Source organism: Halomonas sp. IOP_31 (assembly GCF_021151495.1).
Lineage (GTDB): Bacteria > Pseudomonadota > Gammaproteobacteria > Pseudomonadales > Halomonadaceae > Modicisalibacter > Modicisalibacter zincidurans.
In genome coordinates, this window is sequence record NZ_JAIRBP010000003.1 from 12,245 (window position 1) to 33,526 (window position 21,282).

At 59.8% G+C, this 21,282-nt stretch carries 24 protein-coding genes; 13 read left to right on the plus strand and 11 right to left on the minus strand.

What is annotated here, in order from left to right; all coding sequences use genetic code 11:
• Nucleotides 1-425 precede the first annotated feature (425 nt).
• The 4 genes from K7I12_RS02750 to erpA all read right to left on the minus strand — a co-directional run bounded on the left by K7I12_RS02750 (nucleotide 426) and on the right by erpA (nucleotide 3,253).
• Nucleotides 426-1,205: an amino acid ABC transporter ATP-binding protein gene (locus tag K7I12_RS02750; protein ID WP_031384959.1), complete on the minus strand. Its 780-nt coding sequence runs from the start codon at nucleotides 1,203-1,205 to the stop codon at nucleotides 426-428.
• Between the two features lie 10 nt (nucleotides 1,206-1,215).
• Entirely contained in the window at nucleotides 1,216-1,887 is a 672-nt protein-coding gene (locus tag K7I12_RS02755) for an amino acid ABC transporter permease (RefSeq protein ID WP_031384958.1), read from the minus strand.
• A gap of 108 nt (nucleotides 1,888-1,995) precedes the next feature.
• Nucleotides 1,996-2,778 carry a transporter substrate-binding domain-containing protein gene (locus K7I12_RS02760; protein ID WP_231662937.1) on the minus strand — a complete coding sequence of 261 codons (783 nt, stop codon included), beginning with the start codon at nucleotides 2,776-2,778 and terminating at the stop codon, nucleotides 1,996-1,998.
• A 121-nt stretch (nucleotides 2,779-2,899) separates the two neighbouring features.
• Complete coding sequence (gene erpA, locus K7I12_RS02765) at nucleotides 2,900-3,253, minus strand: iron-sulfur cluster insertion protein ErpA (RefSeq protein WP_031384956.1); 354 nt, start codon at nucleotides 3,251-3,253, stop codon at nucleotides 2,900-2,902.
• A gap of 223 nt (nucleotides 3,254-3,476) precedes the next feature.
• On the opposite strand from erpA, the gene K7I12_RS02770 reads away from it, so the two are divergent.
• The 7 genes from K7I12_RS02770 to K7I12_RS02800 all read left to right on the plus strand — a co-directional run bounded on the left by K7I12_RS02770 (nucleotide 3,477) and on the right by K7I12_RS02800 (nucleotide 10,622).
• Nucleotides 3,477-5,225, plus strand: a complete 1,749-nt coding sequence (locus K7I12_RS02770) for a chloride channel protein (RefSeq protein ID WP_031384955.1) — start codon at nucleotides 3,477-3,479, stop codon at nucleotides 5,223-5,225.
• 66 nt (nucleotides 5,226-5,291) lie between these two features.
• Nucleotides 5,292-5,723: a protoporphyrinogen oxidase HemJ gene (gene hemJ / locus K7I12_RS02775; RefSeq protein WP_031384954.1), complete on the plus strand. Its 432-nt coding sequence runs from the start codon at nucleotides 5,292-5,294 to the stop codon at nucleotides 5,721-5,723.
• Nucleotides 5,723-6,556 (plus strand): bifunctional hydroxymethylpyrimidine kinase/phosphomethylpyrimidine kinase, encoded by an 834-nt coding sequence (gene thiD, locus K7I12_RS02780; protein ID WP_031384953.1) that lies wholly within the window; start codon nucleotides 5,723-5,725, stop codon nucleotides 6,554-6,556. The genes hemJ and thiD overlap by 1 nt, the downstream gene beginning before the upstream one ends.
• Nucleotides 6,553-7,212 (plus strand): thiamine phosphate synthase, encoded by a 660-nt coding sequence (gene thiE / locus K7I12_RS02785; protein WP_231662938.1) that lies wholly within the window; start codon nucleotides 6,553-6,555, stop codon nucleotides 7,210-7,212. Before thiD ends, thiE begins: the two co-directional genes overlap by 4 nt.
• A 75-nt stretch (nucleotides 7,213-7,287) precedes the next feature.
• A complete protein-coding gene (gene hemL / locus K7I12_RS02790; RefSeq protein ID WP_031384951.1) occupies nucleotides 7,288-8,574 on the plus strand; it encodes a glutamate-1-semialdehyde 2,1-aminomutase in 1,287 nt (428 codons plus the stop codon).
• Between the two features lie 27 nt (nucleotides 8,575-8,601).
• Nucleotides 8,602-10,170 (plus strand): bifunctional aminoglycoside phosphotransferase/ATP-binding protein, encoded by a 1,569-nt coding sequence (locus K7I12_RS02795; protein ID WP_031384950.1) that lies wholly within the window; start codon nucleotides 8,602-8,604, stop codon nucleotides 10,168-10,170.
• An 83-nt stretch (nucleotides 10,171-10,253) separates the two neighbouring features.
• Nucleotides 10,254-10,622 carry a hypothetical protein gene (locus K7I12_RS02800; RefSeq protein WP_150113125.1) on the plus strand — a complete coding sequence of 123 codons (369 nt, stop codon included), beginning with the start codon at nucleotides 10,254-10,256 and terminating at the stop codon, nucleotides 10,620-10,622.
• Nucleotides 10,623-10,707: 85 nt separating this feature from the next.
• Here K7I12_RS02800 and K7I12_RS02805 read toward each other — a convergent pair whose 3' ends face one another.
• The 6 genes from K7I12_RS02805 to K7I12_RS02830 form a co-directional block, all read right to left on the minus strand.
• Nucleotides 10,708-11,394 carry a hypothetical protein gene (locus tag K7I12_RS02805; RefSeq protein ID WP_231662939.1) on the minus strand — a complete coding sequence of 229 codons (687 nt, stop codon included), beginning with the start codon at nucleotides 11,392-11,394 and terminating at the stop codon, nucleotides 10,708-10,710.
• A gap of 62 nt (nucleotides 11,395-11,456) precedes the next feature.
• Nucleotides 11,457-12,032: a hypothetical protein gene (locus K7I12_RS02810; protein ID WP_160171099.1), complete on the minus strand. Its 576-nt coding sequence runs from the start codon at nucleotides 12,030-12,032 to the stop codon at nucleotides 11,457-11,459.
• Nucleotides 12,033-12,395: 363 nt separating this feature from the next.
• The gene (locus tag K7I12_RS02815) at nucleotides 12,396-13,226 is read right to left on the minus strand and encodes a CsgG/HfaB family protein (protein WP_031384949.1); all 831 of its coding nucleotides are present in this window, start codon (nucleotides 13,224-13,226) and stop codon (nucleotides 12,396-12,398) included.
• Nucleotides 13,227-13,265: 39 nt separating this feature from the next.
• Nucleotides 13,266-13,670 carry a curli assembly protein CsgF gene (locus K7I12_RS02820; protein WP_031384948.1) on the minus strand — a complete coding sequence of 135 codons (405 nt, stop codon included), beginning with the start codon at nucleotides 13,668-13,670 and terminating at the stop codon, nucleotides 13,266-13,268.
• A gap of 19 nt (nucleotides 13,671-13,689) precedes the next feature.
• Nucleotides 13,690-14,217 carry a CsgE family curli-type amyloid fiber assembly protein gene (locus K7I12_RS02825; RefSeq protein WP_035575390.1) on the minus strand — a complete coding sequence of 176 codons (528 nt, stop codon included), beginning with the start codon at nucleotides 14,215-14,217 and terminating at the stop codon, nucleotides 13,690-13,692.
• 45 nt (nucleotides 14,218-14,262) lie between these two features.
• On the minus strand, nucleotides 14,263-14,931 hold the full coding sequence (locus tag K7I12_RS02830; RefSeq protein ID WP_031384946.1) for a LuxR C-terminal-related transcriptional regulator: 669 nt from the start codon (nucleotides 14,929-14,931) through the stop codon (nucleotides 14,263-14,265).
• Nucleotides 14,932-15,359: 428 nt separating this feature from the next.
• Here K7I12_RS02830 and rdgB point away from each other — a divergent pair, with 428 nt between their 5' ends.
• The 5 genes from rdgB to K7I12_RS02860 all read left to right on the plus strand — a co-directional run bounded on the left by rdgB (nucleotide 15,360) and on the right by K7I12_RS02860 (nucleotide 19,694).
• The gene (rdgB, locus tag K7I12_RS02835) at nucleotides 15,360-15,950 is read left to right on the plus strand and encodes an RdgB/HAM1 family non-canonical purine NTP pyrophosphatase (RefSeq protein WP_031384945.1); all 591 of its coding nucleotides are present in this window, start codon (nucleotides 15,360-15,362) and stop codon (nucleotides 15,948-15,950) included.
• Nucleotides 15,947-17,122, plus strand: a complete 1,176-nt coding sequence (gene hemW / locus K7I12_RS02840) for a radical SAM family heme chaperone HemW (protein WP_031384944.1) — start codon at nucleotides 15,947-15,949, stop codon at nucleotides 17,120-17,122. Before rdgB ends, hemW begins: the two co-directional genes overlap by 4 nt.
• Nucleotides 17,123-17,171: 49 nt before the next feature.
• Nucleotides 17,172-17,846, plus strand: a complete 675-nt coding sequence (locus K7I12_RS17450) for an OmpA family protein (RefSeq protein ID WP_031384943.1) — start codon at nucleotides 17,172-17,174, stop codon at nucleotides 17,844-17,846.
• Nucleotides 17,847-17,913: 67 nt separating this feature from the next.
• Nucleotides 17,914-18,765: a 23S rRNA (adenine(2030)-N(6))-methyltransferase RlmJ gene (locus K7I12_RS02855; protein WP_231662941.1), complete on the plus strand. Its 852-nt coding sequence runs from the start codon at nucleotides 17,914-17,916 to the stop codon at nucleotides 18,763-18,765.
• 152 nt (nucleotides 18,766-18,917) lie between these two features.
• The gene (locus K7I12_RS02860; RefSeq protein ID WP_231662943.1) at nucleotides 18,918-19,694 is read left to right on the plus strand and encodes an HAD family hydrolase; all 777 of its coding nucleotides are present in this window, start codon (nucleotides 18,918-18,920) and stop codon (nucleotides 19,692-19,694) included.
• Nucleotides 19,695-19,732: 38 nt separating this feature from the next.
• Here the strand turns inward: K7I12_RS02860 and yihA are convergent, their stop codons facing one another.
• Nucleotides 19,733-20,320 carry a ribosome biogenesis GTP-binding protein YihA/YsxC gene (yihA, locus tag K7I12_RS02865; protein ID WP_231663026.1) on the minus strand — a complete coding sequence of 196 codons (588 nt, stop codon included), beginning with the start codon at nucleotides 20,318-20,320 and terminating at the stop codon, nucleotides 19,733-19,735.
• A 326-nt stretch (nucleotides 20,321-20,646) separates the two neighbouring features.
• On the opposite strand from yihA, the gene K7I12_RS02870 reads away from it, so the two are divergent.
• Nucleotides 20,647-21,279 (plus strand): thiol:disulfide interchange protein DsbA/DsbL, encoded by a 633-nt coding sequence (locus K7I12_RS02870; RefSeq protein WP_031384939.1) that lies wholly within the window; start codon nucleotides 20,647-20,649, stop codon nucleotides 21,277-21,279.
• The last annotated feature ends 3 nt before the right edge of the window (nucleotides 21,280-21,282 follow it).

Below are 21,282 nucleotides of genomic sequence, written 5' to 3' on the forward strand. Positions count from 1 at the left end.
AGTTCTGTTGTGGTTGTTACTACTAGTGTGGACATTTTTTGTGGAAAAGTACTTTTAAAGTAGCAAAAACAAAAATTTGCATTGTTGATGGTGCATTGCAAAACAAGTCGACCGGAACGGTACAGGCTGTCGTGAGACTGTGGATGGATGGCCCGGATATCCACAGCCGAGATTGTACCCCGTTTATCCACCGATACGTACCGGGGCATTGCCGGTAATGATCAACAGCCCTGTCTCGAAGTGTGGAAACCGCCTGCGATACGGCTTGCGGCCCGATTCGAGGCGGCTGGCAGAAAATCTTATCCACAAGCCAAAAAAGCCGCTGTGGGCGGCTTCTTGGTGAGGTGGATTCTGGAAATCGAGGGAGTCGCTGCGTCCAGGCAGGCGAACGATTGCTCATTGCCTGCCTGGGCAAAGTCGAACGGTCAGTGCTTGAGCACTCGCGCGAGGAAGGATTGCGTACGTTCGTGGCGGGGGTTGTCGAAGATCTCGTCCGGCGGGCCCTGCTCGACGATGCGGCCGCCATGGACGAAGATCACCCGGTCGGCGACTTCCCGGGCGAAGCCCATCTCGTGAGTGACGATCATCATCGTCATACCCTCGTTGGCCAGCTCGCGCATGGCATCGAGCACTTCACCGATCATCTCCGGGTCGAGCGCCGAGGTCGGCTCGTCGAACAGCATCAAGCGCGGTTCCATGGCCAGCGCCCGGGCCAGGGCGACGCGCTGCTGCTGGCCGCCGGAGAGCTGGCTGGGATACTTGTCGGCCTGATCGCTGATGCCGACCCGCTCGAGCAGCCGGTCGGCGATCTCGGTCGAATGCTGGCGATTCCAGCCACGTACCTTGAGCGGTGCCAGGGTGACGTTGTCGCGCACCGACAGATGCGGAAACAGGTTGAACTGCTGGAAGACCATGCCGACTTCGGTGCGAATGGTCTGTAGCGACCTGCCGCTCTTGCCGTAGGGCAACAGCTGATTGCCGTCGACTTCGATGGCGCCGCTCTGGAACTCCTCGAGACCGTTGACGCAGCGAATCAGGGTCGACTTGCCGGAGCCGCTGGCACCGACGATCACCACCACCTCGCCGGGGGCCACCTCGAGATCGATGTCCTGCATGACGTGCAGCGAACCGAAATGCTTGTTGACCTTGTCCATCTTGACGATGGGCGCCTTGTGGAGGGCCTCGTGACGCTGTGAATCGTTCATGGCGTGTTCCTTATTGGCCGACCAGACCGCGGCGCTCGAGCAGCCGCAGGGCGAATGACAGGCTCAGAGTGATCGCCAGATACATCAGCGCGACCATGAAGTAGACCTCCAGCGCAGTGAAAGTGGTGGCAATGTAGATCTGACCCTGGCGAACAAGCTCGCCGACGCCGATCACCGAGAACAGCGAGGTGTCCTTGATGCTGACGATGCCCTGGTTGCCGAGTGCCGGAATCATGCGTCGCAGGGCTTGTGGCCAGATGATGTAGCGAAATGCCTGGGTGCGCGACAAGCCCAGCGACAGGCCGGCCTCGCGCTGACCCTTCTCGATCGATTGCACGCCGCCACGGACGATTTCCGAGATGTACGCACCGGAATTGAGGGCGATGGCGGCGATGCCGGCGGTGAGCGCATTGATCGGGCCGCCGATGACCTGTGGCAGGCCATAGAAGATGAACAGCACCTGGACGAGTACCGGGGTGCCGCGGAAGATTTCGATGTAGGCGATCGCCGGCCAGCGCAGCAGGCGGATCGGATTGATGCGTAGCAGGCCGAAGACGATGCCGATGATGAAGCCGATGGCCAGGCCACCGAACGAGATCAGCAGCGTCCAGGGGATCCCCTCGAGGAGATAAGGGATCGAGGCGATGGCCGCCTGCCAGTCGAACTGGAAAGTGACGTCCACGTCGTGGTCTCCGGATGGGCGCCCCGCCAACGGAGCGCCTGTTGGGCATGAAACGAAGCGGGGCCGGGCGCGCTTCGGCCACCCGGCCCCGTGACTAACGGCGCGTGGTTACTTGGCGGTATTGTCCTGGTTGGGCGCCTCGCCGAACCACTTTGTGTAGATTTCGTCGTAGGTGCCATCTTTCTTCATGGCAGCCAGCGCCTTGTTGGTGGGCTCCAGCCACTGGCTGCCGGAGGTGAAGGCGATACCGTACTGCTGGCCCTCGTAGAGTGGGCCGACGACCTTGGCCCTGCCTTCACCCTGGGTCTTGGCGAAGTAGCCGACGTTGGGTGCATCATAGAACACCGCGTCGACGCTACCCCCCATCAACGCCAAGTACATGTCGGCACTGCCCGGGTAGGGCTTGATTTCGGCACTGTCGCCGAGATTTTTCTGAAGATAGTCGTAGCTGGTGGAGCCGATCTTGGTGCCGATGCTCATGCCTTCCAGATCGCTCAGCTCGTCGACCTTGTCGTTGCTGGCGGCCACCAGGATGCGCAGGCCCGAGTCATAGTAGGGATCGCTGAAGTCGACGATCTTCTCGCGTTCATCGGTGATGGTGATGCCGGCGATGGCCAGGTCGGCATTGCCGGTCTGCACGGCAGGGATGATGCCGTTGAAATCCATGGTGCGCAGGTTGATGTCGAAACCGGCACGCTTGGCCACTTCGCGCAGGATGTCCATGTCGAAACCGACCATCTCGCCGCTTTCCTTGTCCATCATTTCGAACGGCACGAAGCTCGGGTCGGTAACGGCGCTGACAGTTTCCTGGGCGGGCGCCAAGGCCGAAATGCCCAGTCCCAAGGCCATGGCGGTAATCAGTGTAGCCTGCTTGAATGTATTGCTTTTCATGGGGTTCCCCAGTTGGAAATTTTATTCATTGGAACACGCCTTTTACCTTGGCGAGTTCCCGGGAAGCCGTCAAGCAGGGGTTGGTGCGAGCCTTGACTCGGTCGATGTAGGAACCGGCGGTTCAGACCATGAACGAGGCGCCGCAGCCGCAGGTCGAGCTGGCATTGGGGTTCTTGATCAGAAACCGCGCGCCGGCCAGTCCTTCCTCGAAGTCGACGGTCGAGCCGACCAGATACTGATAGGACAGCGGATCCACGACCATCGCGACGTCATTGATCTCGATCAGGGTATCGTCCTCGGCGACGGTGTCGGCGAAATCGAAGCCGTATTGAAAGCCCGAGCAGCCGCCGCCGGTGACGTAGACGCGCAGTTTGAGGGACGTATTGCTCTCCTCGTCGGCCAGCGCGCGCAGGCGATGAACGGCCGAATCGGTCATCAGCAACGGCGTGGGGGCGAAGGATGCGGCACCGCTCATGTGGGGCCTCCAGGAATCCGTGAGTGACTTATTTCGTCGGTGACTTACTTTCGTCGGTGACTGGGCCAATTATCCACAATCCCCAGCAAAAGGGTCAACTTTTGCCAGCGCACAAGTGGCCGCCGGCGGCTAAGACGTTGACCTTGAAATATGATACACAGGGTGTGGGTGACTTCTCTGGCCTAATCGCCAGTCTTCCCAGCCAGACTGTAAGGAACATGTCTTGCCTCGTCTGCCCTTGCCCGATCTTAGCCTCGAGCGTTTTCGTCGCCAGTTGGCCAGTGTCGACGCGCTGCCCCAGCTCTGTGTGCTCGGGGTTGCATCGGGTCTGGTGACCGGTGGCGTGATGGTCATCTTCCGGTTGCTTCTCGGCGTGGGTGCCTGGCTGCTGATGCCACAAGGCAACATCGAATCCTTCGAGGCACTGTCGCCCTACCTGCGCTCGCTGTTGCCGATCGCCGCGGTCACGCTGATCGGCGTCTGGCTGTGGCGCCAGCCACGCCAGGCACGCAAGATCGGCGTTGCTCATGTCATCGATCGGCTCAGTTATCATCAGGGTCGTTTTCCGCTACGCAACTGGATCAACCAGTGGTGGATCGGGATCGTTTCCGTCGTCGGCGGGCTCTCTGCCGGGCGCGAGGGGCCGGCTATCCATCTCGCTGCGGCGGCCTCCAGTGGGCTTGGTCAGGGTCTGCGCCTGCCTCACAACAGCTTGCGGGTGTTGGTCGGGTGCGGCACGGCCGCAGGCATCGCGGTGTCATTCAACACACCCATCGCCGGGGTCATCTTCGCCATGGAAGTGGTGATGATGGAATACACCACGGCCGGTTTCCTGCCGGTGATCCTGGCATCGAGCACGGGAGCGGTGGTCGCGCAGCTGGTTTACGGCAGCACGCCGGCCTTCCAGGTGCCGCCGGTGAGCCTGGGATCGTTGATCGACTTACCGTGGATCATCGTCACCGCCTTGATCATCGGGCTGCTTGCCGGTCTGTTCGTCCACATGGCCCGCAGCGACGCATACCTGAAGTCCGTGCCGGGATGGTTGCGCCTGGCCTTGGTCGGTGTGAGCGTCGGCGCCGTGGCCTGGTGGTATCCCCAGGTCCAGGGCATGGGCTATGACACGCTGGGTGCCGCATTGGCCGGCAACGTGGCCACGGACGTTCTGGTGGCCGTTGCCATCGGCAAGCTGTTGCTGACCGCCGGCGCCGTTGCCTGTGGCGTGTCGGTCAGCATCATCGGGCCGATACTGGTGGTGGGTGCCGCTGCGGGGGCACTGTGCGGGATGCTGGGAGGCTGGCTGTGGCCACAGGTCGCCTCCGATGCCACGTTCTACGCCATGCTGGGCATGGCGGCGATGATGGGGGCGGTGCTGCAGGCGCCGTTGGCGGCGCTGATGGCACTGCTCGAGCTGACCCACAATCCCAATATCATCCTGCCGGGCATGTTGTCGGTGGCGGTGGCGATGCTCACTTCACGTCAGATCTGTGGATGCCAGGGATTCTTCGTGACCCAGACGCAGCATGGCCTGCATCGGTTGCAGCAGCCATTGATGCAGGCGCTGTCGCGGGTCGCGGTGCCGGCGGTGATGGAACGCAGCGTGGCGCGCACCCAGCGCAGGATCACCCCCGAGCAGGCGCGCAAGTTGCTCGACGACAAGCCCACCTGGCTGGTGATCATCCGTTCCAGCGACGACAAGTCGCCCTTGGCGCTCAAGGCCGCCGACCTAGCGCGGGCGCTGCTCGACGAGCAGGAGCTCGATGAGCGCGGTATCGATCTGCTGGAAATCCCCGGTCAGCGCCTCGAGCTGGCGCCCATTCATCTCCAGGCGACGCTCAGCGAAGCCTTTGATCGTCTCAACGACTATGGCGTCGACGCGCTCTACGTTCAGCACACCACGGCGCCGATGATCCAGAAGATTTCCGGTATCATCACCCGCAGCGCCATCGAGAGCTACTATCGCTATAAACCCTGACCGGCGCTACAAGCCCTGATTGGCGTTACAAGCGCTGAATTCAGCCAGTCCTATCGAGGAGATGCCATGTATCCATGGATAAAAGCCCTTCACCTGTTGGCCGTGGTGACCTGGTTCGCGGCGCTGTTCTACCTGCCGCGACTATTCGTCTACCACGCCCAGGCACGTGACAAGGGCGATACGCAAGCCATCGACTATTTCAAGGTGATGGAGCGCAAGCTGTATCGCGCGATCATGACTCCCTCGATGATCGCCGTGGTGCTGTTCGGCGGTTGGCTGATCTACCTGGTGCCCGGTTTCCTCACACAAGCCTGGCTGCATGCCAAATTGCTGCTGGTCGCTGCGTTGATCGGCTACCACCATATGTGCCTGGTCTACATGAAGCGCCTGGCAGCGGGTACCTGCGAAAAGTCGGAGCGCTTCTTCCGGGCCTTCAACGAGGCACCGACCATTGCGTTGGTGCTGATCCTCATCCTGGTCGTGGTGAAGCCGTTCTGATGCACGATGCCAAGCTTCCCGTGGTGCTCGCGCTGGGCGGCCACGACCCCACCGGCGGCGCCGGACTGATCGCCGATGGCGAGGCGATCGCCGCCTGTGGCGGCTGGGCGCTCACCGTGCCGACCAGTCTGACGGTACAGACTACCCGCGATGTACTGCGGGTCATGCCGTGCCCCGGCGATAGCGTGCGCGACATGGTCTGGCCGCTGCTCGACGAGTTCGAGATCGCTGCGATCAAGGTGGGTCTGATCGCCGCCGAGCAAACCCTCGATGCCGTGGAGGACGTGATCCGCGCCTGCCCTGGGGTACCGGTGGTGATCGATCCGGTACTCAGCGCCGGCGGCGGCAGCGAACTGAGTTCCCGCGAGCTGGTCGACGACCTGCGCCGCCGGCTGCTGCCGCTGGTCGATGTATTGACTCCCAATCGCCGCGAGCTGGCGCGTCTGGCCGGTAATCAGAGCGAGGATGTCGAGCGCGTCGTCGAGCTGCTGTCGCTGGGCTGCCAGGCGTTGCTGATCACCGCCACCGACGAGCCGGTCCCCGGCACCGCTGCCGACCAGGTGGTGCATACCCTGCACACGCCCGACAGTAGCCGCCAATGGCAATGGCCGCGGCTGGCGAATCACTACCATGGCTCCGGCTGTACCCTGGCCTCCGCATTGGCCGCCCGGCTGGCGGCCGGCGAACGCTTGGTAAGCGCTTGCGAACAGGCCCAGCGTTTTGCCTGGCACAGCCTGCGTCACGGCTGGCGGCCAGGCGGCAATGGCCAAGTCCTGCCGCGTCGGCTGTGGCAGCAGCCGACGCCGTTCACCGTCGAGGAAGACAGTCTATGAGTTGGCAACGAAGCATGAGCTGGCAGCGGGGTATCTACGCGATTACCGACAGCAGCCTGTTGCCCGACGATGAGCGATTGATCGCGGCCTGTGAGGCGGCGTTGCAGGGCGGCCTGGCGCTGCTGCAGTATCGCGACAAGTCCACCGACGACGCACGCCGCTGGCGACAATCGCAGGCACTGGCCGCCCTGTGCCGGCGCTTCGACGTGCCGCTGATCATCAACGACGACCTCGCGCTGACGCGTCGCTTGCGCGTGGCCGGCTTCGACGGCGTCGGCCTGCATCTCGGCGAGCAAGATACTTCGCTGGACGAGGCGCGCCGTCTACTCGGCAGCGAACCGATCATCGGCGCCAGCTGCTATGCCAGTCTGGCCATCGCCGAGCGGGCCGCCGCAGCAGGCGCCAGCTACCTGGCCTTCGGCCGCTTCTTCGCCTCGCAGACCAAGCCCGAGGCTTCGCCGGCGCCACTTGAACTGCTCGCCGAGGCGGCGCGCTTCGGCCTGCCGCGGGTGGCCATCGGTGGGCTGGACGTCGACAATGTGGCCAGGGTGCGGCATGCCGGGGGCGACCTGCTGGCGACGGTTTACGCGGTATTCGGCGGTGACGACCCGACTGGCCGTGTCGCCGGGTTGCGGCAGCATGCCGGTTACGCATAGGTTGTCCACAAGCTGCCAACCGTAAGTTATTCCAACTGTCCAGAGAGTTATCCACAAACCTGACGCGAGGCCGACATGACCACATCCGCCGAACTTTTCGAACAGGCCTGCCGGCATATCCCGGGGGGCGTGAATTCACCGGTCAGGGCCTTCAAGGGCATGGATCGTCCGCCGCTGTTCATGGAACGCGCCCAGGGCGCCTATCTGTTCGACGTCGAGGGCAAGCGCTACATCGACTACGTCGGTTCGTGGGGGCCGATGATCACCGGCCATGCCGACCCCGAGGTGCTCGGCGCGGTGCGCGAGCGGCTCGATGCCGGGCTGTCGTTCGGCACGCCGACCGCCATCGAGACCACCATGGCGGATCTGATCTGCGAGATCATTCCGTCGATCGAGATGGTGCGGATGGTCAATTCCGGCACCGAAGCGACGATGTCGGCGGTGCGTCTGGCGCGTGGTTATACCGGGCGCGACAAGATCGTCAAGTTCGAGGGCAACTACCACGGCCATACCGACTCGTTGCTGGTCAAGGCCGGCTCGGGGGCGCTGACCCATGGCGAGCCGAGTTCGCCGGGCATCCCTGTCTCGCTCGCCGAGCACACCATCACCCTGCCCTACAACGACATCGACGCGCTGGATGCCTGTTTCGCCGAGATCGGCGACGAGATCGCCGGGCTGATCGTTGAACCGGTCGCCGGCAACATGAATTGCATCCCGCCGAAGCCGGGCTTTCTCGAGGCGCTGCGCGAACGCTGCGACCAGTACGCCAGCGTACTGATCTTCGACGAGGTGATGACCGGTTTTCGCGTTGCGCTGGGCGGCGCTCAGGCGCATTACGCGGTGACCCCGGATCTGACCTGCCTGGGCAAGATCGTCGGTGGCGGCATGCCGGTGGGCGCCTTCGGTGGCAAGCAGGCAATCATGGCGCAGATCTCGCCGCTGGGGCCGGTCTATCAGGCCGGTACGCTGTCCGGCAATCCGCTGGCCATGGCCGCCGGGGTCACGCTGCTCGGCAAGGTGCGCGAGCCGGGTTTCCACGAGGCGTTGGCCGCACGGGTGGCAACCTTGTGCGACGGGCTCGAGCAGCGCGCCGCCGATGCCGGTATCGAACTGATCACGCAGCGAGCCGGAGGCATGTTCGGAGTCTTCTTTACCGGCCAGTCCCGGGTCGAGAATTTCGCCCAGGCGACCGCCTGCGACGCCGCTCAGTTTTGCCGCTTCTTCGTCGCGATGCTCGACCATGGCGTCTACCTGGCGCCCTCGCCCTTCGAGGCCGGCTTCATGTCGAGCGCCCATGGCGATGAGGATATCCGTCAGACGCTGGACGCCGCGGCGGGCGTTTTTGCGGGGATGGCAAGCTGAACCATTTGCAGACTGTCGGAGACTGCCGTGAGCCAGGTGATGATCGATGCCCTCAGAGACCCCGTGTGCTACGACCACCCGGTCACGGCCATCGAGGTCTTCGAAACGCACATTTCGTGGATCGTGCTGACCGGCGATTTCGCCTACAAGATCAAGAAGCCCCTCGATTACGGCAGCTTCCTGGACTTTTCCACATGCGAAAAGCGCCTGCGCTTGTGCGAGCAGGAGGTGCGCCTCAATCGCCGCTTGTCGCCCAATCTGTATCTCGGCGTGGTGGCGCTGTCCGGCGATGAAAAGCGCCCCCGGGTCAACGACGCCAGTGCGCCCTTCGAATACGCCGTGAAGATGCGTCAGTTCAGCAATCGCCATCTTTTCAGCCACTTGCAGGCCAGCGGCGAACTCTCGCTGGAATTGCTCGACAATCTGGTCGACCAGTTGGTGGCGTTTCATGAAGGCGCCGAGTGCCTGTCCTCCGAGAGTGATCATGGCTCGCGGAATGCACTGCGGGCCATCCTCACCCGCGAGTTCGAGCTGATCGCAGCGCGATTGCCGAGCGGCGCCGATCAGCGCCGCCTCGAACATCTCAGCACCTGGGTGACGGAAGCCTTCGAACGGCTGGCCGGCGAGTTCGATCGGCGCCATCGCGAAGGCTTCGTGCGCGAAACCCACGGCGACGTCCATCTGGGCAATGCCGTCCAGCACGAGGGTCAGGTACTGCTCTTCGATGGTATCGAGTACAATGATGAGCTGCGCTGGAACGATGTCGGCAGCGACCTTGCCTTCCTGCTCATGGATCTCGAGGCGCGCGGCGAGCAGACGTTCGCCAATCACACCCTGAATCGCTATCTGGAACTGTCGGGCGATTACACGTTGGTGCGGCTGTTGCCTTTCTACAAGCTGTATCGTGCGCTGGTACGCGCCAAGGTGGCGATGCTGGGCTATCACCAGCCGGAACTGCACCGCGTCGACCGCCAGGCGATCATGGCCGATTATCGCCGCTACATCGCCCTGGCCGGGCAGTACGCCGAATTCAACTTTCCTTATCTGGTTATCGGGGTGGGCGTGTCGGGCAGCGGCAAGAGCCGTTTCACCGGCGAGATGGTCCAGCGCCTGGGTGGAATCCGGTTACGTTCCGACGTCGAGCGCAAGCGGCTGTATGGCTTTAATCCACAGGCCGAGACCGGACAGGCGGAGGTGGATATCTACAACCGCCAAGCCACCGAGCAGACCTATCGACGCCTGGCGCAACTGAGTGGCGTACTGTTGGAGGCCGGCTTTCCGGTATGTATCGACGCGACCTGCCTGAAGCGCGAGCAGCGCGACTTGCTGCGCCAACAGGCCGAAGCGCGGGGATTGCCGGTGTTGATGGTCAGTTTCGAAGCCGATGATCAGACGTTGCGGGCTCGCATCGTCAAGCGTGCCAAGCGTGGGGGCGATCCCTCGGAAGCCGGTTTGGCCGTGCTCGAGCGCCAGCAGCGCGATTTCGAAGCCTTCGAAGAGGATGAGCGGCTGCACCTGTTGCATCTGGACACCACCGCCGAGAATGCCAACCTGACGTTGGTGGGGCTGATTCAGGAGCGATTGCGTCTTTTGTAATTCCATGACGAAGCCGAGTCTGTAGGCGGACAGGAAAAATTGCCTCTGGCTGTCTCGGATACGTCCTGTTAACAGGAGAGATCATGCCAAACGGGTTGCGACGCTTAATACTGCTGACGGCATGTCTTGGCGCCATCAGCACAGCATGGGGAGGCGATATGTCGTCAGCAGCATCGGATGCGGAGAACAACATTCAAATCAATATCACCGGAACCGACGAAACGCGCTATAGCGCAACCTGGACGGTAAACGGCAGTAATGGTAAGCAGCAGCAATTCGAGGAGTCAGGTAGTGTTCCGGCCAGTTATGCCTATAGCGGTGAAGCGATTGCCGGGACTGTAACGGTGCTGAATGACTCGGGACGGATTGAAATCGAGATTCGCAAGGATGGCAATCGCTCGCGTTCGTCGACTCAGGGCAAGGGGAGTGAGGTTAAAATTTCAGTTCGTTAGCAATTTTATGTGAACGTAATTCTTAAATTAGGATTGAAAATAAAAAATAATAGCCTCGCTTATCACGAGGCTATTAATGACTATTTTAGTGTTGGTAAACTACAGTTTCGTTACCTGTGCCGCGCTGAGCAACAGAAGAATAGTTATAGTTACTGCTTTGTGTGACTTTAGTGTAGTTAGCATCACCGCCAGAATTATATTGGGATACATAAGAGGTATTGTTGTCGTCATACTGCCCGATATAAGCTTCGTTTCCACCAGCTTGGAAGTTTCCACCAGCTTGGAGAATATTAGATTCGTTATAGGCGCCATACTGTTTAACGTATGCTTCGTTATTGTCCCTGAGTTGTGTGATATCTGAATCATTCTCCCATGAGCGCTGATCAACCTCAGCGTAATTATATCGACCGTGTCCTTCGGCTTGGGTGACGCGTGACCAAAGATTGTTGCCAGTTTGAGTAATATCGGCTGTGTTATTAATATTATACTGGTTTACTTGGGAGTATGAACTTTGGCCATTCTGATTCACATCAGCAGCATTGCCGCCGTTGACCTGATTGATTTCAGAATAACCTGTGCCAATCTGCTTTACTCGCGCATCATGCCCAACACCAGATTGATCGATTTTTGATTCTGATGCGCCCTGCTGATCAACATCTGAAAAATGACCTGCCCCTTCTTGATTAATATCAGAAGTACTGCCTGCCATAGCTAATGAGGTCATTGATAGCATAACAGCGGCGGCGGCGAGTGAAGTAAGCTGCATTTTCATGTGTGGTTCCCTTTCCTTCAGTTGACTTGGTATTGCTTAGGTTGCTGAACAAGTTGGCTTGTTCAGTTTGTACGGATAGTAACCGGCGCAGTAGCACCCGAATTGGCTCTTTGGCTCACGGATATGCTGCGCTGGGCACTTCCCGATTGTGAAATATTGATTTCGCTCTGATAGCCATATTGATTGACTTGGGCTTCGAAGCTGTTGCCGGATTGCTCGATTGTTGCTTGATGGCCATTACCTATCTGACCAATCAAGCCGATATTGTTGCCGCCCGACTGGATAATGTTGGCTTCGTTATAGTTACCGTTTTGATAAATTTTTGCATTATTACCGTAATCAAAATTTGTCCTATCACGCCGCTGGTCTACACGAGCCTGGTTACCGTTACCCACCTGGGTAATAACGCTGCTATTGCTACGCCAAGAGTTTGGCCATGCAAAAGAAGATTGCAACCCTGGGGCAGCAATGAAAATCTGTATTTTTTCCCGTCCGGGGTTGCTATTATTTTCATTTTTCAGGTTTGGTTCCTGCGCATGAGTCACTTGGCTTAATGCCATCAGTAAAAGCACACATAGCGAGGGCGCAAACATCCTAGCGTAGTTATGTTTCCAGATTAATTTATGCGTCGCGCTCATGATATTCCGCGTTCCATCTGTTTTATTACAAGATGTAATTTTTCTTAACCCTATATGTACAGTTTGATACATTTGGAGGCTTTTTCCATAAGAAATATTAGCCAATTATAAGGATTGTTTTTCTAGTGCCAAATTTTAATATTTAATTAAAACTTCAATATTGTTGGTATTGAATTACTGGTACTAATGAGGTTTGAATAATTGATGCCGATTCAAGAGTGCTGTCAGAGTGGTTTGGGAGGCTTGGATTGTCTCACTTGAAAGCTTGATTACTTACGTTACTGGCTTCGATCGACAGGGTGGGAGAAACTGGCTCGAGCTAGAGGCGGCAGGCTGAGCCTGCCGCCTTCATCACAGGAGAGATCAAAGCATGGGGGTCGGGGCTTCCAGATATTCGCCGAGAATGGTGCCCTGGATATCCGTGCCTTCAGGTAGATTCCATAGGTTGGTAGTCACTCCACGGGCGATCAGATGGATGACCGATGATTCGATCGCTGACATGACGGCAAGTTGGACCGGTTCGTTATTGGTGATACCGGCTTCGGCTTCCAGCAGGCGACTGAAATCAATGAACCGGTAGACGCCGGCCCGTAGCTCCTTGGAATAGATGGTCTTGGTGGTAGTGACATTGGCCAGTACTTCACCCGAGGAAATTTCGATGGCGCGCAGGTTCACGGTTACCTGGTCGACTTGATATTGCCCCGAGGCGCCGATGCCGAAGTATTCGGCCCCCGCACCGCCGGTACGGATATTCGATTCGTAGGCGATGATGCCACCTTCTAACATGACTGATGCCGCGCGTAACGACGGCAATGTATCGGGCTGGCCGAAACGCTCGAACTCGGCGCGGATGATGCGTCGCTCGGTCAACAAATTCTGTAGCCCGACACGCTCCAACGGAATGAACCAGCCCGAATCGGCCAGCGCCCCGGTGAGCATGGCGGCGGCCCCTTGGGTTACCGCCGTGGAAAAAGTACTGGCAGGCGCGGGTTTATATTGACCGGTCATATCGCGAAAGTCATAGACTGACGCGTAAATCTTGCCGGCTGGCGGCGGCAGTGCGATCAGGTCCTGATAGGTTCCGCTGCGGGGGGTGAGTGTTGCGGGCTCGCCCTGCAGCCCTTCCGAGTTGGCTACCATGCTGGCACAGCCGCTGAGGCTTATAAGTGCCAAGCACAAAAATATTAACTTCATGTCTCGTTCCCTGGTTATAAATTATTGGTTACTGGATTTTTAAAAGTCCGCCAGGCCACCGACATTGATGGTAGTCACATCACCCGTGATCTTGTCGGTGACATCAATGCTCAATTGACCGCCATCGTCGTTGATCACCACACCGAACTCGCTGGTGTCAAAGACGCCCTGTTCGACTTCTCCACTATTGACATCACGTATCAGTTGATTAACCAGGCTGCTTTGCAAACTCTGGACCAGACGTTCAGTCGTTGTCATTGGCTCGTAACGGGAGGCACTGGGATCCTTATTGGTATCCTGTGCTTGTGCCTTTCCCAGTAGATAGCTGCCATTGAAAGGGTCGCCACCAAAGGAGGGGTTGATGGGTTGATAGATCAGCTCGCCGGCGCTCGCCAGGGGCGAAGCGCATAGCAGGCTAAAGGCAGCGGCTTTCAGAGTTTTCATGTTCATTCTCCATTCAGAATCAGAATTCTTCTTTTCCAAGATCGATACTTGGATTCAAGGCCGCCGAAAGCCGTCGTTTCAGAATGGCCTTCTCAACAATATCGATTGCTTGCCGTGCTATATCATTGGCGTCGCTGAGCCGTGGTGACAGTTGCGTACGGAAATACATACGCGAGCCTTCGGTAATCCAGAGCTGGATGCCCCAGCGAGCATCCGGTCTTTCATGGATCGTTAATGTTGCCCCGCGAATGATCGGACGTGCCATGCCGATTTGGCTGAATGCCCGATAGAAATTCTGACCCATCACAGTGAGCGTGCGATCGACCAGCACGCCGGTCAATTCACTGCTGCCGTTGTAGCTGGACTCGATCTTCGGGCCATCGGGGCTTTCGAGTCGATTGATTCCCGATGGATCCTTAATCGCTTCTTTGCTCTGGTCGGGTGCTGTAATCGCATCCTGCGCATTAGCTACCATGCTGAACAGCGTCAACAGGATTGTCAGAAAAATATCTCTGAAGGCAATCCAGCGTTTGGTTTTATTGGTCATGTGCAGCTACCGTTTTATGCGTTCGGCTCATTCCATGAGAATTGGCTAGCGTTTTCTGGTGGCTTGTGCCGGTGGCGGTGCGCCCAGATTCTGTCGTGCCCAGTTCATGGCCTGGATGCGGTTATGCACCTTGATCTTTCGGAAGATGTTGTACAGATGAGACTTGACGGTGTGCTCGCTGACGAACAGCTTATCGGCAATTTCGGTATTGGATGCGCCCGAACCCAGCAGGCCGATGATCTCGAGTTCACGGTGGGTCAGGCCGCAGACGGGCCGATAGGCATTGAGCTGCTGACGACGGTAGAACTCGATCAATCGCGTCATCAGCGAACGAGACATCCACAGATCATCATCCAGAAGGGCACCGATGCCCTTGCAGATGAGTGCCATGCTGTCACGACGATAGAAGACGCCCTTCAAGTGCAGTGAAGAGAGCACATCGGCGGCATGGTCCTCGTCGCGCAGGTTGATAGCCGCCAGGGTCATGGATTCGCTCTCGGCAGCCTTGGTGTGCCATTGCTGCATGCTGCTCTCATCGACATGATCGGCATCCAGGAGGATCAGGGTCTTGCCGCTTTCGAGGGTTTCCTGCGTATCGTGCGGGGCCACCGCCGAAATCGGGCAATCCAGTCGTTCGGCGATGTACTCCATGAACAGCTGCGTTTGTGGGTTGCAGTCAGTGACCAGAATGATTGTTGCGTTCCCTTGGCTCATTTTTATTGCTCCCGAAGTATGGGCCGATCTTTGAGTTTTATTGCTGTCCCTGCGCACTCATGCTTAGGCTTGACTGAGCGTTGTACTATTTTCATTTTTTGTAAAGTTAAGTTACAAACTATTGCTTATGCATTTTTGATATATGATAATTAATAATTATGATTTTTTTATAAAATCTATTTCCTAATAGGCTTTTAAAGGTCAACTTTGTTGTCGCTTTCGACGGATACAAGACCTGGGTAGGCAAAAAATCAGCTCAGTAATCCTTTTTAAGCAACAATTTTTAGCTAGATAAGGATTATTTTTCTAATTCAGGAAGTATTATGTTTGCCACACTTTTGGATAGCCTTCTTGCTGACTGAAAGCTGTTCGCGGTCAAGCTCCTCGGCCTTTAGAATGGGTATAGACCCATTCAAGAGCACAAGCACATGGAAAAATCCCTGGTACTGGCCAGCGGCAACCCCGGCAAGCTGAATGAGTTCAGGCACCTGCTGGAGCCGCTGGGCTACCACATAGAGCCACAAGGTGAGTATGACGTCAGTGAGGCCGATGAGACAGGACTGACATTTCTGGAAAATGCGCTGATCAAGGCCCGACATGCCTGCCGCATCAGTGGCCGTCCCGCGCTGGCCGACGATTCCGGACTGGCGGTGGATGCGCTGGACGGTGTGCCGGGCATCCACTCGGCCCGTTATGCCGGTGAACCCAAGAGTGACGCTGCTAATAACCGCAAGCTGCTTGAAGCACTGGCGGATGTTCCCGAAGGCCAGCGCACAGCCAGTTACTGGTGCGTACTGGTGTGGCTGCGCCACGCCGAGGACCCTGTCCCGCGCATCGTCCAGACACGCTGGGCCGGCGAGATACTGGCGTATCCGCGGGGCGAGGGCGGTTTCGGCTACGATTCGCTGTTCTGGGTTCCGGAGCGCGGGATGAGCGCCGCTGAACTGAGCGCTGGCGAAAAGAATCAACTCAGCCATCGCGGTCGCGCACTTCGTGCGCTCCTGGAGCAGGTGTCTTGACGCTACCGCTACCCGCTTTATCGCTGTACGTCCATGTGCCGTGGTGCGTGCGCAAGTGTCCTTACTGCGATTTCAACTCCCATGGGGTCGGCCGTAATGCCGCGCTCCCCGAACAGGACTATCTTGCGGCACTGTTCGCCGATCTGGACGGCGATCTGGCGCTGGTGGGCGAGCGTGCAGTGCAGAGTGTCTTTATCGGCGGCGGTACGCCGAGCTTGATGTCGCCTGATTTCTTTCACCAGTTGCTCGAGGGATTACACCAGCGCCTGGCCTTTCACGAGGATTGCGAGATCACTCTGGAAGCCAACCCCGGCACCGTGGAGCAGTCGCGTTTCGAGGGTTTTCGCGCGGCCGGTATCAATCGTCTGTCGCTGGGCATTCAAAGCTTTCAGCCGGAACAGTTGGCGGAACTGGGGCGAATTCATAGCGGTGACGAGGCTTACCGAGCCGTGGGTAGCGCGCGGCGGGCGGGTTTCGACAACATCAATCTGGACCTGATGCACGGCCTGCCGGGGCAGGATATCGAGCGGGCCCTGGCCGACATCGACCAGGCCCTGTCGCTGTCGCCCGAGCACCTCTCCTGGTATCAGCTGACCCTCGAACCCAACACGGAATTCTACGTTAAGCCGCCGGTGTTGCCCCACGACGAGACGCTCTGGGCAATCCAGGATGCCGGTCATCAGCGCCTCGAGTCGGCAGGCCTGGTTCGTTACGAGATATCCGCCTATGCCCGGCCGGGTAGGGTGTCCAGGCATAATCTCAATTACTGGCAGTTCGGCGACTATCTGGGCATCGGCGCGGGCGCCCATGGCAAGCTGAGTGCCTGGAACGAACATGCCGAGCTGATCGTGGAACGGCGCTGGAAGAGCCGTCAGCCCGATGCCTACTTGCGTCGCCATGACGACCCGCGCGGTTTCATTGCCGACCGCCGGCGCGTTGAAGCCGACGAGCTACCGCTCGAGTTCGCCATGAACGCCCTGCGCCTGATGGAGGGTGTACCGCTGACGTTGTGGTCGGCCCACACCGGACGTTCACCCGCCGTACTCGAGCGACACTTGCAGCAGGCACGCAAGAAGGGACTGCTGATGGATTCCGACGAGCGGCTGCAGGCGACCCCGACGGGTCTGTTATTCTTGAACGACTTGCTGGGCATGCTCGATGAAGCCGAGTGATCCTTTGCAAGCGATAAAGCAAACCAGGAAAATAGGAGTTTTGTTCAGGATGATCGATAAACGACTCTGGATGGCCATACCGTTGGCGAGCGTGCTGGCGCTTGGCGGTTGCAGCACGACCAACCCTCAGGCCGGTGACACCCAGCGCAACAATACCGCCACCGGCGCGGGCATCGGCGCGGCCGTAGGCGCCGTGGCGGGCTTGCTGAGTGGCGATAGCACCGCGAGCCGGCGCGATCGTGCGGCCATCGGCGCGGCGGTGGGTGCCGCTGCCGGTGGTGGCATCGGTTATTACATGGATCGTCAGGAACAGCAGCTGCGCGAGCGCCTCCAGGGCACCGGCATCGGTGTTGACCGTCAGGGCAACGACATCGTCCTCAACATGCCCAATCAGGTGACGTTCGGTGTCGATTCCAGTGAGTTGTCCGGCGAGGCTCGTCAGGCGCTCAATGACGTGACCGCCGTGCTTCGCCAGTATCCCGAAACGCGTATCACCGTCGCGGGCTATACCGACAGTACCGGCGCCGAGGCCTATAACCAGCAGCTCTCCGAGCGGCGTGCCGCGGCGGTCGGCGACTACCTGGTTCAGGGCGGGGTGGAAAGCCAACGTCTCAGCCGGGTCGGCTATGGCGAAAGCCGTCCGGTCGCCAGCAACGATACCGAACAGGGTCGTGCCCGGAACCGTCGTGTCGAGGTTATCGTAACGCCGATCCAGCAGCAGTAAACGTCGGCAGCGATTGTCAACGAGCCCATCGTCTCGCCGACGGTGGGCTCTTTACGCAGGACGACACATGCTCGCTTACCAACATGCCTATCATGCCGGCAACTTTGCCGACATTCACAAGCATCTGGCGCTGCTCTCCCTGGTGCGTCATATGTTACGTAAAAAATCACCTGTTACGTATATTGATACGCATGCCGGCCGTGGCCTGTATCGTCTTGCCGAACCCGAGACGCAGAAGCTCAAGGAGTATGAAACGGGTGTGGGGACGCTATGGTCGGCGCGTCAGGCGCTCTCGGGCTGCCATGAACTGCTCGATGACTGGTTGGCGGCCTTGCAGCGCCTGCAGCCTGGCGCGAAGGCGCTCAGCCATTACCCCGGCTCGCCATGGTGGCTGGCTCAGGGCCTGAGAAGCCACGATCGACTATCGCTGTTCGAGCTGCATCCCGGTGAGCATGATCACCTCGAGGGCCAGCCGCTCTTGCAGGCGGCCAGGCGGATCCATGGCGATGGTCTGGCCGGGCTGCAGCGTGTGCTACCGGTCGCGACGCCCCGCTTGTGCGTGCTGATCGATCCGAGCTACGAACGCAAGGCTGAATACGCCGAAGTGGCCGAGTCGCTACGCTTCGTTGCCCGCAAGGCGCGCCACGCGGTAGTCATGCTCTGGTACCCGTTGCTGCCGGCGGGGCGTCACACGACGCTGCTCGAGGCGGTCCGCAAGGCCGAACTACGCAAGGTCTGGCGCAGCGAGTTCGAGGTGCATTCACTGGATAGCGCGACGCACGGCATGTACGGCAGCGGCCTGCTGGTGCTCAATCCGCCCTGGGGGCTGGGCGACGAGCTCGAGGAGGCGCTGGCCTGCCTGCTGCCGCTATTCGGGCCGCCGGCTCGCCAGCGAGCCGGTTGGTGGGTGGCGGAATAACGGTTACTGCCGATGAAGAAACTCCTAGGGTCTTGGGCGTGCATTTTCGCAAGCCGTTACCCCCGCTACGACGTCGGACCCGCAAGTGCCCGAGGCCGATCTATGGCAGATTCGTACATGACGGCAAATGACGATGGATTCCCGGAGCGCCCATGAACGCGATGACAGATCATGCCCGCATCGAGGCGTTGACCTTCGATCTTGACGACACGCTGTGGGACAACCGGCCGGTGATGGAGCATGCCGAGTCGACGCACTATGCCTGGCTCGACGCGGCGCTGGCCGATTGGCTGGGCGCCTCGCCGCTCGGCGAGCTGTTCGCCGAGCACGACCGCTATACGCAGCGTTTTCCGCTGGCCGCCTACATCGAGCGCCGCCTGGCGCTGGCGCGGCGCCATCCGTTGCGCCGCGGCGACTTCACCTGGTTGCGCGAACGCGCACTGATCGAGCTGCTCGAGGAGTATGGCCTGCCACGCAGCGCCGCCCATCTGTGGGCCGCGGCGGCCATCGGCCACTTCCTGACGCTGCGCCATACGCTTACGCCCTACCCCGAGGCGATCGCGCTGCTCGATGCGCTGCGGCCACGCTACGCGCTGGCCGCGATCACCAACGGCAATGCCGACCTCAAGCGCCTGGAGCTGGCGCAGCATTTCCCGGTGGTGATCGCCGCCGGCGAGCTGCTCGCGCCCAAGCCCGACGCCCGGCCCTTCCTCGCCGCCCTGGCACGTCTTCGCAGCACGCCCGCGCGTGCCATGCATGTCGGCGACTCCTGGCAGGAGGATGTGCTGCCGGCATGGCGGCTGGGCATGCAGATAGCCTGGATCGACAAGCACGACGAGTGCCGTGCGGAGCTGCCGCCCGGGGTGCACCGCCTGGGTCATATCCGCGAGCTGGCGGCACTGCTCGAGCGCCTGAATGACGAATGCTGAAGTCCCGTCATCGGTCGATGAAGCTGTTCGGTGCGGTCTCAGCCGCCATCGATCTCGTCGAGCAGCCACGTATCGAGGCGTGCCGCGAGTTCGTCGACGCCCTGGCGCTTGAGCGCCGAGAACAGCTGAATGCTGACCAGATCCTCCCAGTCGGCGAGTTGCCGGCGCACCTTGAGCAGCGTGTTCTTGGCGGCGCCGGGCTTGAGCTTGTCGGCCTTGGTCAGCAGGATGTGCACGGGCATGTCCTGATCGTCGGCCCAGCCCAGCAGCATCTCGTCGAAGTCGGTCAGCGGGTGGCGCACGTCCATCATCAGCACCAGGCCTTGCAATGAGCGACGCTTTTGCAGGTACTCGGAAAGATGCCGCTGCCATTCGCGCTTGACCGATTCGGGGACCTTGGCGAAACCGTAGCCGGGCAGGTCGACCAGCCGCTCACGGGTGTCGTTGGCGAGGCCGAAGAAGTTGATCAGTTGGGTGCGCCCCGGGGTCTTCGAGGTCCGCGCCAGCGCTTTCTGCTGGACCAGGGCGTTGATGGCGCTCGACTTGCCGGCATTGGAGCGGCCGGCGAACGCGACCTCGCGGCCGTCATCCGGCGGACAGGCTGCCAGTGTCGGGGCGCTGGTCATGAACTGGGCGGTATGGAAATTGAGGCGGCTCACGACGGCGGGTTTCCTGGGGTTACGGTACTGACGAAGGACATGGCGGGACGCGACCCGGCACATTCGCCAGGCCTCGGTTGATGGCCCCGGGCAGCGCCGGGGCGGGAAGTGTACCATTACCTTCTCGGGGGCGGCGAATGCACAGAAAGGCATCGAACCGGCGCTAGCGTGGCGCGGCGGCGTAACCGGGAGCCCCCCGCTTGAGGCTCCAAGTTGGGCCGGTCGCCGTCTCAAATGGCCGAATATCTGTTACCTTTGCCACATACTTGGCATTTCTGAGGAGTAAAGGGCGCATGTTGAAACCGTGGATCGCTGCGGTCGCCGGCCTGGGTCTGTCTTCGCTGGTCATGGCCGCCTCGCCGGTCGCCGGCAAGGAGTACAAGGTTCTCGACACCTCGGTCGAAACCAGCGTGGACGAGGGCCAGATCGAGGTCATCGAAGTGTTCTGGTACGGTTGCCCGTACTGTTACAAGCTGGAAGAGCCGCTCAATGCCTGGGTCGACGAACTACCCGATGACGTCACCTTCCAGCGCCTCCCCGCAACCATGAGCGACACCTGGACGGCCCACGCGCGCGCCTTTTATGCCGCCCAGCAGTTGGGCATCCTCGACCAGGTCCACAGCGACTTCTTCGACGCGATCCAGCAACAGGGCCAGCGGCTGACCGACACCGACGATATCGCCGCCTTCTTCAGCGACTACGCTGTCAGCGAGGCGGATGCCAAGGAGGCGTTGAGCTCGTTCGGCGTCAAGAGCCAGATCAACCAGGCGTACGCCAAGATGCGCGCCTATGAGCTGATGGGCGTGCCGGCACTGGTGGTCGATGGCCAATATGTAGTGACCCCGCGTACTGCCGGCAGCCTGGAGGAGATGCCCCAGATCGCCGGTGCGCTGATCGACAAGGTACGTCAAGAACGCAGCGAGTGACGC